Consider the following 15938-nt stretch of genomic DNA (forward strand, 5'->3'; position numbering starts at 1 on the left):
GACCTTAAAGTTAGAGCTTTTGTTAGAGATAAAAATAATACTTCTAACAAAGATTTTAAAACCATTTATTTCTCTGTTACTAATAATATAAAATTAACTTCTTTATCATCTGATAAAGATACTTGTAATTTAGGTGAAAGTATTACTTTTACTGCTTCTTCTAATTTAGGTAGTAATGCTCAATATGCATTTTATATTTATACTGATGGTAATTGGAAGATAAGTCAATCTTATTCTACTAAAAATACATTTACCTATACTCCTACTGAGTCAGGTGACCTTAAAGTTAGAGCTTTTGTTAGAGATAAAAATAATACTTCTAACAAAGATTTTAAAACCATTTATTTCTCTGTCGTTAATAAAGCTTAAAGAACAATATAATAAGTAAGCAACTATTTTTATAGTGATTGTAGGAAGCTATCTAGTTTATTTATTTAATTATAATAAATCTTTATAGATTCTTATGTCTTATTTTAATAAAATGACTAAAACTCTGAAAATTATAGATATTAAATAAATTAATTCTAGTTTTGTATGTTGATATGCCTTACTAAAATATTTTAATATCTTATTTGAAACCTAAAATTCCAAAGACTTTTACGACTAAAAATATTCCAATAAAAATATCCCAATAAAATTAATTTTAAATTTTATTGGGATAAAATTTTATGAATTATTCACTAAAATATTCTTTTATCAATTTAACAATTCTTTCACATGACTTTCCATCTCCATATGGATTCGTTGCATGTGCCATCTTATTATACTCTTCAATATTATTTAATAATTCATTTGCAACTTCAAATATATTATTTTTCTGTATTCCAACTAATTTAACAGTCCCTGCTTCTAAAGCTTCTGGCCTTTCAGTTTCAGTTCTCAACACCATCACTGGTTTTCCTAAAGCTGGTGCTTCTTCTTGTACTCCACCAGAATCTGTCATTATCAAATAACATTTAGACATAAGATTAGCAAAGTCAACATATTCAAGAGGTTCTATCAATTTCACTTTATCTTCCAATCCTTTGAATGATTCTTTTGCTAATTCCCTTATTAAAGGATTTTTATGCATTGGGAATATTACTACTACATCTTCATTAGCTTCTACTAAATTCCTTGTAGCTGAAAATATTTCTTTCATTGGCTCTCCCCAATTTTCTCTTCTATGACTAGTTAATAATATTACTTTCTTATTATTAAAATCTATAGTATTTAGATTCTTATCTTCAAACTTATGATTTTTATTAATTACATTTAATAATGCATCTATTACAGTATTTCCTGTTACATAAATATTTTTATTTATTCCTTCTTTTAATAAGTTATCTTCATTACTTTTAGTTGGGGCAAAATGTAATGTTGTTATTGCACCTGTTAATTTTCTATTTGCCTCTTCTGGAAATGGAGAATATATATCACCACTTCTTAATCCTGCTTCAACATGTCCAACAGGGACTTTATTATAAAATGCTGCTAAGGCTGAATTTAATGTTGTTGATGTATCACCATGAACTAAAACTATATCTGGTTTACATTCTTTTATTACTTGGTCTACTCCATGTAAAACCTTATTAGAAACATCTACTATAGTTTGACCATGAGCCATTATATTTAAATCATATTGTGGTCTAACATCAAATATTTCTGTAACAGCATCTAGCATCTCTCTATGCTGAGCTGTAACACATACTATTGACTCAATACTTTGATCCTTTTCTAATGATTTTACTAAAGGACACATTTTTATTGCTTCTGGTCTTGTTCCAAATACACTTAATACTTTTATCTTTCCCACTTATATCCCTCCATATTAATTTAATAATAAATAACAAATTTATTTCTAAAAAAATAATCTTGAATATCCTTAATATCAAATTCCTCATTATTCTTTATATCTTTATGGTCTATTGATATATATAGATGATTATTAGCATAAACTTCTCCAAATCCAGCTTTATCTATTTTTTTAACTGGTAAAACCTGTATCTGCTTATTATTACAAAATATTTTATATTGATCTCCAAGTAAATGAATAGGTATTTTATTTTCATACCTAAATAAACTGTATCCCTCTCTCTTAGAAAACTCCTTCCAATTAATATTTTTTATTTCTATAATATTTTCAAAATTATTGTTAATTTCTATTTGCCTTTTTATTATATTTATTGTTTGGTTTTTAGATAAAGGATTATGGTTTTCTTCCCTATTAAAATATAACTTTATGTCTATTGGAGTATAAAAATTTTTTTCATCTAAAGATCTTAATTCATTGATAAATACGTAAAATTGATTTTCTATATCAAAATCACAAGCTATATTTTGATAATAAACTATTCTAGGTATATAATTTTCTTTTTTAAACATATCTATTACATTAAGTCTCTCTCTCTTTATTTTAAAGATATCATTAATATCTCTATCAGCATAAATTTGAGAAAATAATTTCCTTATAGGTCCTATATGATATTTTGTTATATCTACCTGAGGATTATTAACTATAGCAGTACTTCCTTTTAAAAAAGTTGATAATATTATAGACATAAATCCGCCACCAGAGCTTCCATAAAAAATAGTTTTTTTTCTTTGTATTTTTATTATATTTATTAATTTATCTATTATTTTATATATTATCTCTAAGTAATGTATCTTCTCAGTTCCGTATCCCCATCCCAATGTTATATCTGATAAATATAGTGTTGGATCATTATAATATATAATATTTTCATCAAATTCATTTATCCACGAATATCTTTGAAATATTGGTGGTCTCAATTTATTTATGTTATATGCACCTGATCCAAATACAATTAAATTTTCAGAAGTTACCTTTCTCTTTACTAAAAATTCAAAATTTACACCATTACTCCTAACAACTAATAAAAATTCCTCATCTTTATCTAAAACAAGCTGATTTAAACTATTAAAATCTATTTCTATTTTTTTTAAGTTTTCCATAAAACCAACCTTTCTAAATCTATCTAACAATTTGTGATTTAGATTATTAATATTTATATCTATAATATAATTTGAAAACTCTCATTATCACTTAAAATTTTTATATAATCATTATTAAATTCTACTATATCTACATCATGTTCTTTTTCATCTAATCTAATTATACTAATAAATTCAACCCTATCTCCTGATGCTTTATACTCTAATTGTGATACCTCAATTATCTCACCAGTTTTTTCTGAAATAACTGCTCTTGGTATATTTTTATCGCCAGTATATTTTTTAACCATTTCAACATCTATAAATTGTTCTATAGAAATATTTAATCCATCTACATCTATATATGACTTTTTTTTATCTACTTTCAATATATTACTTCCTTTTGAGAAGTTAAATATTTGTAAAAATTCTTTTTTACATTTCGATAAACATATGTCCTTTATAATAACCGTAGATGGTTTTATAAATATAACCACTCTTTCTATTTTAATATTTTTATATGCATAATTTTTTCCCTTTATTAAACTATATTTAGTTGTCTGAATATAATCAGTTATTTTTATACTCTCTTTCTTATCAATATCATAACTTTCATCTTTAACTAAAATAGTATTATGTGCTAAAGCTGATCTTACGTATGCTCTTTCTTTACTACTTCCATAACCATATCCACCTGAATCTACTAGAATATCTCTTCCTTTATAATACAAATTCAATGATAAATCATCAAAATGTTTATGAATCTTAGTATAATATCCACATACAAAAGATAACCATAATGAATCTTTATTATTAATTAAATCTTTATTTTGTAATATAGCTATACCAGCGTCTACATCAATAAAGTTTTCATATATTTTTTCTACATTCTTTAGATTAAATCTTTTGCTATCTCCTATTTGTGGCAAGAAAGTATCTGGCTTGACTATATATGACATATATTCATCTGCAAGTTCTAACCTTTTCTTTATATTTTCACCTAATGATATTCCTTGTTCTTTCAAAAACTTTTCTATATCTAAAAACATGTTTTTTACATAATTGTGATAAAATGTTGAATTTTCTAAATGAACTCCCTTAAGAGAAAAACTTGAATAAAAATTCTCCTTTATTCTTTCTAACGCTTTTAATCTCCAAATCTCTCTATTAAATATATAACTTGATACTATTAATGATTTATCCATCATTATTCCGTGATTATTCATCCTATAATTTTTATCATCCATTAAAAACTCAATATGTTCTAAAATTAATTTATCAATAAACTCAGTATCATATTTAATCTTTTCTCCTGCTATTATATTAAAAAGAATTAAGTTTAAAGTTCTATTTGCAACAGTATGATCATACCAAATCATATTATTTTCATTTTTTTGCAATCTGTAGCTATTCCATGATAGTATAATTTTTAATGCCTTATCTAAGTATAACTCATTATTTGAATATATATATGAATTTATTAAATATGCAATTGGAGTTAATGCTTGTAAATATAATTGATAAGAATTCTTATTTTTACTACTTACATAGTTCCAATCTATTTTATCTTTAAATTGAATAATATCTAATGATGAACCTAGGTGAAATTTGTTGTTTAAAATATCTTTTCCCTTCTCTTCAATATAGTCATCTACTTCAATAGTAGTAAGCATTTTTATATATTTAAAATTTCTATGTAATTTTGTACTTTTTAATTTCATAAAATCTCCTAATTATTTATTAATATTTCTTCATAATAATTTTCATTATAATATAATAAATACTTATCAAACTTATCTCCTAGCTTTCTTTTTACTTTTACTATTTGCTTTTCTCCACTAAAATTTATTAATGTTAAAAACTCAACATTTTCACCTGTAGATTTGAATGTTATAGTCTTTATAGGATACTTTTCATTAAATTTATCAGATTTCCATCCTCTTATAGGATTTATTTCTCCTGAATAAATTTTCATATCTTCAATATTTATTAATTGCTTTAAATTTATAAACTTTTCTTTTCTTATTATATTAATATTTCTTTTTGTTTTATTGGTTATATCGACTTTATCTGAAAAATTAAAGTTTTGTTCATAAACATGCTTATCTTTTGACAAAATTACATCATGAATTATAAGAGCTCCTCCTTTAATTTGTATCAATCTCCTTTTTATATTAATTCCTTTATACAAATTATGTGTTCCTGTAACATAACAATATCCCTCTCCGTCATAGCTATTAATTATTTTAGCTCTCCCCATTTGACCACTTTTAATCAAATAGCTATTTCCATCACATATTATTGTATTATGTGCGAAGACACTTCTAAAAAATTTTCTATATTCATCATTTTCTTTATAATTATATTTTCCAGAATCAACAATATAATCTTCATTAAAATATGTTAATATAAAAGATAAATCATCTGCATGTTTATGTACTATAGAATTAAATGCTGCTGTAAACATCCAAAATACTTTTCCTTTATCTTTATATATAGCAACTCCAGACCTATTATATGGAAAAAATTTTTTATTTAAAGCCTTTCCTTCTATTCCATTAGAAAATTCATATAATAACTCTTCGCTAACTATACTAGCTTTATCTATGCAATTTCTAGCTGACGATAAAGCTGTATCTCCTATCAATGGCAAAGTTCCATCCTCTTGAATTATAACAGCTAAATACTTTTGAATCTTCTCAAACTTATCACATAATAATTTAGGATAATCAACATTATAATAATCTAAAAAAGCTTTAATATTTATAAATAATTTCATTACTATTACATGATAATCGGGGCTATGCTCTTTATGTACACCATCTTCTGAAAAATCTTTATTTATTCTCTTTAAAATTCTATCTAACGCCTTAATTTTCCATTGTGTACTAAATTTAAAAAATGGAAAAAGTACTGCTGTTTCTATAAGTGCTTGATCCTGAAAAAGTCCATGATTATAGTCCTCGTAATTATTATCATCCATAAGGAAGTTTCCCTGTATCTCTAATAATTCATATATTTTATATACTAGTTTTCTATCTTTGTTTTTATATTCATTATATATATTTAAAAAAACTATTAAATTAATTGTTCTATTGGCAACCGCATGGCCTTTCCATGCCCATTCACATGTCGCATGCTCTATACTAATATTTTTATCAACCCAATCCCTTATAAAATATTCTGATTTTTTTAAGTATACCTCATCTTTAGTATTTTCATATGCATTAGTTAAGTGATTTATAAAATCAAGTGAATGCAAATAAAATTGCCATGTCTTATCATCATATGGATTCATTGCCCAATCAATTTCTTGTTGAACTTTTATAGGTTTCCACATTTTAAACATATAAATCTTATTATTTATAAGTTCATTCGCAAATTCTAATGTTTCTTTATTAAATTTTCTTCTTTGAAAAAACATATCCTTTTTTAATGTCTTATAATTTATTATATCATTAATAACACTACATATATATTTAGGAAAGTATTTAGTTAAATCATTATGCTTACTATAATATTCTACATTTTCAATTATATTAGCAAACCCCCATAATTCATTTTCATTTTTGAATGGTTCATAATGCTTAGCATAATGGGGTTCTTCTTTTCCTATATGATAAAATATAGTTGGCTTTATTGAACACTCCTTTATCCTATTAAATAACAGTCTATTCAACTCTTCTATATAACTTCCAGTAAAATCATTAGTTAAATAATTATATATAGGAACTAATTTAGAATTTTCCTTTCCTATATTTGCTCCTAAATAATCTCCTAAGTAAATTTGTGGAGCTCCTACTATTGAGTATTTATATTCATTATAAAAACATTGATATAGAGCTGCATAGCCTCCCTTACTTGACCCTATTAAAATTATACTATCTTTATCTAAATTGTTTAAATCTCTAATGTATTCTATTAATTTACTTACCTTATTCGCTATATCAAACCTTCTATTTTTCCCTAAATAATAAGTAGCTTTTGTAGGCTTATCCCCTAAATCATCTTTTATAAATATTTGAGATGCTTTTATATTTTTTAATGTTCTAACATAATTATATGATGGCGTATCTGCTAAACCTTGAAATATTACTATAAGAACATTACTATTTTCATAGTGATTATATAAATATTTTATCCCATCGTCTGTTATTCTCTCATCTATATATTTAAATTCAGTTAAGTCTTCCCATACATCTAACTCTTTATTCTTTTTTTGATATTTATATCTATAATAAAATAAATTTTTATTATCAAACTCTAAATCTATATTGTTATCTTCTATAGTAATTTCTTTAACAACTTTTTTATTAGTAACGTCTTCAATTATCAGTTTACATGCTTCTATTGGATTGCCTATTTCATCATACGGTTTTATTTTTTTTACAACTCCCATTTTTATTAATAATACACTCCTTATCGAAACTTCCGATCTGTTAAGTTATATTAACATTGCTCTTCTCAACTCAAGGAAATACAATAAGTTTGAAAAGAACTAATTATCCCCCTTGAAAGGAGAAAAGAGCAATGAACAAAACAAATATTAGATGCCCTCGTTGTCACTCCGATAAACTATATAAGTTTGGTTTTGACAAGCAGGCTAATCAAAAATATCAATGTAAGATTTGTAAGCGCCAATTCACCTTAGGCGACGGTGACGGTTTACCTAAGATGAATTACCCTAGATGCCCTAAGTGTGGTAAAGGAACTTACTTACATCATTCATACAAACATTATAATCGCTATAAATGTAATAATAAAAAATGTAACCATATTATAGTCAACCATCACAACTTTAACATTGATCCATCCTCCAGCGAAGCTGTTACCGGATCTCTTTCTATGAAAGGTATGCGATTTCCTTTACAAATAATTATTACTGCCTTAACTCTATATTACTTAAATAATACATCAACTAGAGCTATATCTCAGTTTCTTTTGAGTTCCTTTAATATCAAAGTATCTCATGTTACCATAGCCAATTTGGAGTAATAAATTTGCTCCTTTCTTCAAACTGAAAGTTGATAAATTTAAATATCAAGTAGATTTACAATCTGACGATTGGCATGCTAATGAGACAGTTGTTTTTATTAATGGTATTAAACACTATCTATGGCTAGTTATAGATTCTGAAACACGTTTTATAGTATCTTTTCATTTAAGCAAATATAGAGATGAAAATTCAGCTTTTTCTTTAATAAATGAAGCTAAAAAATATGGTTCTCCCTCTAACTTAATAACAGACAGATGGTCAGCTTATAACGAAGCGATAGCCACGCTATTGCCAACTACAAAACATTTGCCTGTAAAACCACTGTCTAGTGATATAAACAATAATCTTATTGAATCTTTCAATAAAACCTTTAAGGCTTGGTATAAATCTAAAAAAGGCTTTAACTCATTTGAAAAAGCTAATAATCTTATTTTCATGTTTATATTTCACTATAATTTTATTAGAACTCATAGTTCATTAAATAAATTAACTCTAGCCGAAGTAGTGGGCTTCGCTAGCGATACGACATCTAAGCAATCTTGGTTTATAGCTGCTTGATCAATTAAAATATCTTTAATTAGCCTGCTTGAAAAATTTATATTTTGCAGGTCTATTTGCAATACTCAAATATAATCAAACTTATATAATTTTCAAAGAACGAGAAAGTCTAAGATTTATTAAGCTATTTTTTCATAACAGCTTAACAGATTCGAAACTTCTTTTTTTATATTTATTTTATTCTAAAAACTAATATTATTAATAGTGTTTCTTATAAGTTTAAAATTTTTATTATTAAAACATTTTATTATTTCTATAATATCTGGGTCTGATATTATAGAATTTTTCTCATATATTTTTAATATATTTATAAACATACTAACACATTCTTCAAATTCTTCGTCATTTACTTTTGCAAGCTTAGGTACATACCAATTTTTTATATAATATTCAAATCTTGTATCTACATATTCTTTTAATAAATTATTATCCTTATAAAACTTATATTTAGCCTCTTCTATCTTATATGCTCTTCTAAAATATTTTAAAGATATATTATTTACTGTAGATCCTTCAACAGCAGCATAATAAATATGTATAGGTAAATCTACAGCCTTTATAGACTTACTTTTCATTAATAATTCATAGAAAAATAACGTATCTTGTCCTACAGCTCCAACTATTTGTTTTAAATTGTACTTATCTATTACATCTCTCCTAACAACCAGTGCCTGTATACTCATCCCTTTAAACATTGATTTTACTAAATATTCCTCTTTATTTTCAGTAATTATATTACTTTTATTGTAAGCAATAACAGTCTTATAATAATTGAAATTTAGAATTTTTTCTTTATCCAATTTCAGCATATTTCCAACTGCCATATCAAAATTATTTCCATGTATCTCATCATATAATATTCTATATCCATCATTAATAGCTTCATTATCTGGATCTAAAAATGTTATATAATCAGTAGTTGATATTTCAACTCCTTTATTTCTAGGTCTTGATGCAGTACCACTTCCACCATCATCAAATAAAAATACCTTAACATTTTTATAATTTCTATCTATGTATTTAACAATTTCTTGAGTTTCACCATCTGTTGATCCATCATCTACGATTATTATTTCCATATTTTCAAAAATACTACTTCTCTTTAAACTATTAAAACATTTATTCATTAAATGTTTTCCATTATTATATGTTGCTATAATTACTGATAACTTATATTTATATTCATTTTCATTATTTTCTTCAATTATACTACTATTATTAAATTCAAAATGATCTATAGAGTATCCTCCTCTAACCTCACCTTGCATATTATATAGCTCATCTACTTTAAATTCATTTGCCCAAAAAACAGTTTTATACTTATCCTTAATAAAGTTAATATAATTATGCTCTATACCCTTTATAAGATTATTTCCATCATAATAAGAATCTTTTGTTATATATCTACTATTAGTATACTTAAATGCATTAATCATATCTTCTAAATAGTATCTTTCATAATCCTTATTACAATCAAAGAAAGCTATAATATCATAATTCTCTTTAATCTCTTCTGTAAGATCATCCTCTAACAATAGCTCTTTATATTTATAAGATTGTCTATTAAACATTTCTTGTACTTTATCATTTATTTTATTAGCAACTACTAATACTTTTCTTTGCTTAAAATCGTGATCTATACCTATAATATTTAATAACTGATCTATTCTATCATAAGACGTTTCATTGCTCATTACTGTTCTTATCCCTAAAATTTGATGCTTATAAACATCTTCTTCACTAAAGTTATTTATAATATTTTTTACTTCTTGTTTCTCATTTATAATAAATACATTAGGAAACAAATTATTAACACCTACACTATAATTCGATATTAATATATTTCCTAAAGCTTGTAATTCATATATTCTATTAGCAAACATAGTATTGCTATTTTTTACTGAATTAAAGTTTATAGCCCAATCAAATAATTTATGTGCTTTTTGTAGATACTCATGTTCTATAGCAGGAGAAACATACTTTAAATATTTTTCCGGGAAAAAATATTGTTGTAATTTCAAATCATAATTCCTATCTATTATCTTTAACTCTAGATTTGAATCTATAACTCCATCAAACAACATTTTCATATCATTTATTCTATGAGGATATTTTTTATACCATGATCCTGAAAAGATAGCTTTTGATTCTTTTTTTACGCTTTTAAAACCAATCGGATTATGATATGTTGGATTTATACCAAAGTTTAATACATATACTTTATCATTTTTACAATATTCCTTATATTTATCAACAATTTCTTCACATGTTGTAAATATATATTCACATTTAGTTGCTAATTCCTTAAATATATCAAAATTTACAGGATCCTCCTTAGAATAGAATACTATCTTAGTTCCTTCTTTTTTATATGTTTCTATTATATTAAATAGTTCATTTCTCCTTTTTCTTATATTTGGATTCCCTAGGCTCTTCCACTCCATATTTAACCCCTTCCAAGCCGTTACAACAAGAAAAACATCTAATTTACCTATATAATCTTTATAATTATCAGGTGTAATATATATAAAATTAGCAACGCCATCATATGAGTGCATTAAAAATTCATCTGCTATAATTCCTATATTAACCTTTATTTTTTCATAATATCTCGATCCATTACTATCAGGTATTTCTTTCAATATATCTTTTATCTTATCAAAATAACCTTCATCTGAAACCTTTTTTCTATATTCTAGATATTTAATTCTTTCTTCTTCTGTTAAATCAAATACTTTCTTATTTTTATCCTTATTTACATCTTTTTTTTCTTTTTTTATATTATTTCCTAAATTATTTTTATCAGTCAAATCCTTTTTACTAATATTAGTATTAACATTAGCTATATCACCATTAGATTGTATAAACTTTATACTTTTATATTCTTCTTCTATTAAAGCCTCATCTATTATATTTCTACTTTTAAATATATTTATTTTATTTTCTAATGTCTTTTTTCTATTTTCTATTGAATTTAACATCTATTATTTCTTTCCTTTCTTTATACTCCAATATTTCAATGTTAATTTTCCAAGCTTTGACTCACTCAGTGCTTCATATTTTCTTTTTAAGTTTCTATTTTTCTTTTCTAAATCTTTTATTTCTTTTCTTAATATTGGTACATTCTTATTTGAATTCATTTCTTCTATTTTTTTTAATAAAGCTAATTCTTTTTTAAACTGTTCTATTAACATTTTCTGAACTTCAATTTTCTCTTTTCTCGCAACTATAGTTCTTTCTTTTTGTTCTACTATTTTTTTTATAAAAACTTCTTTTAGCTTTTCTATATCATCTATTAATAAAATTTCTTCTTCCATTTGATTTATTATTTGTTTTTGTAGTTCAACCTTTTCTTTTCTTGCAACTATAGTTCTTTTCTTTTGTTCAATTAATTTTTTTCTATATAAAGCTTCAGCATCACTCATTTTAATCCTCCATATAGCAAAAGTGATAATATTATATACTAAATATAATACTAATATTTTTAACAATAAAATTTTATTTGCCTTTTTAAGTTATTATATCTAACTATCATTTTTTTTAATTAAATCATTTACTAACTTTTCACAAAAACTATTTATATCTTGAAAAGTATTATTTTCTCTTATTTCATTCTCTAATTTCTTAATATATATGTCATTATCATTATTTATTTTTACTAATCTCTTATTACTATCAATTAAATTTTTTTCTATATTATAAAATTCACGTTCCATATCTCTTACTATATCTATAGAAATACTTTGAATATTATTTTCATTTTTTCTCTTTATACATGTTACTCCAAGCCACTTTCCCATAAAAAAACTTTTTTCAATTTCAAAGTACTTACTTAATTGAAAATATAAGTCCGAATAATAATAAGTTCTTTTATGATCAAAGTAGTCATTTATGCCAAAGGGAACTGTTATTATAAACCTACAATTTTCCCTTCCAAATTCTAATGCTTTCTCTAATAATGCTTCCCAATCTGCAAAATGCTCTAAAACTTCTCCCAATATTACAGTATTAAATGTTCCTAAATTATTTCTCATAGAAATTATATTATCATTAACAAATTTAACTCGCTCCTTTACACTATCCTCTTCAAAAGATAATGCTTCATTTGCTATATCTATTGAATGCTTTAATGAATCTACACCAATTACATTTTTACCTTCTCTTCCTAAGAGTATACTTGTTATTCCTTGAGAACAACCAATATCTAAAACTCTTTTCCCCCTAACTTGCTCCATCACCCAATAAACTCTTTTTCTAGTTTTATTCTCCATACTTTTACCAAAATTCCCATTAAAAGCATCATTTATTTTATCTACTGGCTTTTTTAATATATCATTCATTTTAAACATTCCTTCACTAGGTTAATTTATATTTATTTTATATAATTATCTATTCAAGTATTGTAGAGGTAATATAAACTTAAAATATATATTACCTCTTATTTCATATTAAAGATTATAATTTATATGCTTTATCTAAATTTATTATATTTCTTGTATCTAAAATTAACTTGCCTTCTAAAGAATTAATATTTTCTTTAATATGAGTATGTCCCACCATAATAACTACTAATTCTACATCATTAATAAAGCTTTCAAAATCCATATATTGTCCTTCATATTTTTTATCATCTATCCATGGATCATATGTTTTAATTCCTTTTACAAAGAACTTCTCTAGCTTGTCCATTAATTGAACTGTTGGACTTTCTCTCATATCATCGATATCTTCTTTATATGTTAATCCATATAACCCAACCTTTGATATATCTGTAATACCATTTTCATTCATTATATCTCTTATTCTATCTATAACAAATTCTGGCATACCATCATTTACTTCTCTTGCGCTTAGTATTATATTAACTAAATCTGGATAATCTCCAACTAAAAACCATGGGTCAACTGATATACAATGTCCTCCAACTCCTGGACCAGGTTGAAGAATATTTACTCTTGGATGCTTATTAGCTATTTTTATAAGCTCATATACATCCATGCCCTCTCTTCTACAAATTTTTGCTAATTCATTTGCAAATGCTATATTTATATCTCTGAAAGTATTTTCTACAACTTTACTCATTTCAGCAGTTTTAATATCGGTAACTACTATATCACCTTTACAAAAACTTTTATACCAATCTCTAACTATCATACCAACTTCTCTATTATCAGCACCTATAGTTCTAGAGTTATTTTCTAATTCATAAACCATTTTCCCTGGTATTATTCTTTCTGGGGCATGTACTAAATGTATATCTTCACCTATTTTAAATCCTCTTTGTTCTATTATAGGTCTTACAAACTTATCAATAGTTCCTGGAGATATTGTAGATTCTATTGCTAATATAGTTCCTCTTTCACAAACATCCAGTACAGTATTAACAGCAGATATTACATACTTAGGATCTATCTTCTTTGTTTCCTCTATGTATGGTGTAGGAACAGTTATTATATATCTATCTGTTTTTATGTATTCTTTTGAAAATTCTATTCCTTTTTTAACTGCATTTCCAAAAAGCTCTTCTAAACCTTCTTCTTTAAATGTAAGATTACCTGATTGCAATTCATTTACTATTCTTTCATTTAAATCTGTTCCAACAACTTCTATTCCATTTGCTGCAAACATTAATGCTGTTGGTAATCCTATGTAGCCTAATCCTATTATATTTAGTTTTTTCATAATTATTAATTCCTCCAAAAGTTTATTATTTATTTAAATTTTAATTTAAATATCTCTATAAATCTTTTTATAATTAACCTTTTATATTTATTATCCCTCAATATTTTAGAAAGTTTATCCTCTAAATACTTTGGGAATTCTTTTGCAATATCATTATGATTTTTTATATCACATTTATCAATTTTTAAATTAAGGTTTAGCTCTTCTGAAACATATTCAAAACTCTTCAAAACCCTATCATATTGATTATCTCCATCACTAGTTAATAAATATATCTTTGATTTATTATTACAAATAAGCCTTATTAAATTATCATATTTTATTCTATTTGCAATACTTCTATCACCAAAAATTTCATCTGCATAAGTTTTAATACTTAAATCACATAAATACGTTCCTATTTTATATTGAGGTGACCCTACTATTATATTTCCAAAATTATACTTCATCCCATAATAAAGAGCTGCTGTTCCTCCCTTAGATGAACCTATACTTATTATATTTTTAAAATTTATATTATTTTCAGAAACTATCTTGGATATTAAAGACATTACTGCTGTTTCAATTTCCAAATCACCATTAAGTCCCAAATAATATGTACCTTTACTTCCATAATTATCTAATATATAAAGTTTATTACAATCATATGTGCTTAATGTATTTATATAATTATATTTGGGTTTATCGTTAGAAAAAGCAGAGAATACTATGATTAATTTATCCTTATTATTAAAAATAGCTTTTTTAAAATAATATCTTATTCCTAAATTACTATTATGAATTTTTTCATTAATAAAACTCTTTTTGATGACTTTAAATTCTTTAATAATATTGGTAATATCTTCCATTAAAGTTTCTTCAAACTCTATTGTTCGCATCTGTGTATCTCTTATATATAATCCAGAATCTATAGTTTTAATATTTATTCCAGGTAATACTTCTTTAAAAATATTAGCTATTTTTTGTAAATGACTATTAATGTTAATGACTATTTCTCTTTCATTATTTGTTAACATAACTTTTTCATTATCTTTAATATAATATTTTTCATCTAACCTAAAATCAAATATTAATATATCATCAACATTTATACTGCTAATAAATTTATTTGATACTATCTTTATTGCTTCTTCATATATTTTATAATCTACATTTAATGAATCTATTCTTTGAAAATTAATACCCTTCTTTTTTATCAAATCTTTATATTTTTCTTCTAATATATAAACATCTCTATAATTAAGGAGATATTTTATTTCATTTAAAAGATTTATAACTAATTTTCCATCTATATTAGTAATATCTTTTAACGTTGTAAATTCATTGTAATTATGGAATATATCTTTTATAGCTTTAATATCACTAATTATACTAAGTACTGATTGATCTATAAAAAATGATATATCCTTATTAAAATTCTCATTAAATATTCTGGCTCCATAACTAACCATAGTCATAACTTACACTATTCCTTTATATTAATGTTTATTAATTTACTTAACTATTGTAATATCTTAATTAATATTTTAGTAAAACCTTCCAAACCTAGTACTATTATTATTGCTTGATTACATTGTTTCTCCCTCACTGTTTTCATTATTGCTTGGTAGCGTTGCTTCTCCCTCACTCTCTCCATTATTGCTTGGTGGTGTTGTCTCTCCTCCACTCTCTCCGTTATTGCTTGGTGGCGTTATTTCTCCTCCACTCTCTCCATTATTGCTTGGTGGTGTTGTTTCTCCTCCACTCTCTCCATTATTGCTTGGTGGCA

10 protein-coding genes and 2 pseudogenes are annotated in these 15938 nt (G+C 24.6%); 2 read left to right on the forward strand and 10 right to left on the reverse strand.

The features are described from left to right. A partial coding sequence (locus ACQPVP_RS00360; protein ID WP_430846139.1) for a triple tyrosine motif-containing protein occupies positions 1-369 on the forward strand: 369 nt, incomplete at its 5' end. A gap of 304 nt (positions 370-673) precedes the next feature. Here ACQPVP_RS00360 and wecB read toward each other — a convergent pair. From wecB to ACQPVP_RS00380, 4 genes are read right to left on the reverse strand one after another with little or no spacing between them, the layout of a single operon-like run. Then, positions 674-1795: a non-hydrolyzing UDP-N-acetylglucosamine 2-epimerase gene (gene wecB, locus ACQPVP_RS00365; RefSeq protein WP_430846141.1), complete on the reverse strand. Its 1122-nt coding sequence runs from the start codon at positions 1793-1795 to the stop codon at positions 674-676. Positions 1796-1815: 20 nt separating this feature from the next. Then, entirely contained in the window at positions 1816-2955 is a 1140-nt protein-coding gene (locus ACQPVP_RS00370) for a hypothetical protein (protein ID WP_430846143.1), read from the reverse strand. A 59-nt stretch (positions 2956-3014) separates the two neighbouring features. After that, positions 3015-4655, reverse strand: a complete 1641-nt coding sequence (locus ACQPVP_RS00375; RefSeq protein WP_430846145.1) for a heparinase II/III domain-containing protein — start codon at positions 4653-4655, stop codon at positions 3015-3017. 8 nt (positions 4656-4663) lie between these two features. Then, positions 4664-7333 carry a heparinase II/III family protein gene (locus ACQPVP_RS00380; RefSeq protein WP_430846147.1) on the reverse strand — a complete coding sequence of 890 codons (2670 nt, stop codon included), beginning with the start codon at positions 7331-7333 and terminating at the stop codon, positions 4664-4666. A 131-nt stretch (positions 7334-7464) separates the two neighbouring features. On the opposite strand from ACQPVP_RS00380, the pseudogene ACQPVP_RS00385 reads away from it, so the two are divergent. After that, positions 7465-8488: pseudogene (locus tag ACQPVP_RS00385) on the forward strand (IS6 family transposase). Positions 8489-8670: 182 nt separating this feature from the next. Here ACQPVP_RS00385 and ACQPVP_RS00390 read toward each other — a convergent pair. From ACQPVP_RS00390 to ACQPVP_RS00415, 6 genes and pseudogenes are all read right to left on the reverse strand, one after another. After that, positions 8671-11469 (reverse strand): glycosyltransferase, encoded by a 2799-nt coding sequence (locus ACQPVP_RS00390; RefSeq protein ID WP_430846149.1) that lies wholly within the window; start codon positions 11467-11469, stop codon positions 8671-8673. A 3-nt stretch (positions 11470-11472) separates the two neighbouring features. Beyond that, the gene (locus tag ACQPVP_RS00395) at positions 11473-11913 is read right to left on the reverse strand and encodes a hypothetical protein (RefSeq protein WP_430846151.1); all 441 of its coding nucleotides are present in this window, start codon (positions 11911-11913) and stop codon (positions 11473-11475) included. Between the two features lie 99 nt (positions 11914-12012). After that, positions 12013-12828: a class I SAM-dependent methyltransferase gene (locus tag ACQPVP_RS00400; RefSeq protein WP_430846153.1), complete on the reverse strand. Its 816-nt coding sequence runs from the start codon at positions 12826-12828 to the stop codon at positions 12013-12015. Between the two features lie 115 nt (positions 12829-12943). Next, complete coding sequence (locus ACQPVP_RS00405; protein ID WP_430846154.1) at positions 12944-14170, reverse strand: nucleotide sugar dehydrogenase; 1227 nt, start codon at positions 14168-14170, stop codon at positions 12944-12946. A gap of 29 nt (positions 14171-14199) precedes the next feature. Continuing rightward, positions 14200-15627 (reverse strand): accessory Sec system protein Asp2, encoded by a 1428-nt coding sequence (locus tag ACQPVP_RS00410; protein WP_430846156.1) that lies wholly within the window; start codon positions 15625-15627, stop codon positions 14200-14202. Between the two features lie 111 nt (positions 15628-15738). Then, positions 15739-15938, reverse strand: a pseudogene (locus tag ACQPVP_RS00415) (hypothetical protein); the annotation flags it as partial.

It is taken from the genome of Clostridium nigeriense, from assembly GCF_050585265.1.
GTDB lineage: Bacteria > Bacillota > Clostridia > Clostridiales > Clostridiaceae > Clostridium > Clostridium nigeriense_B.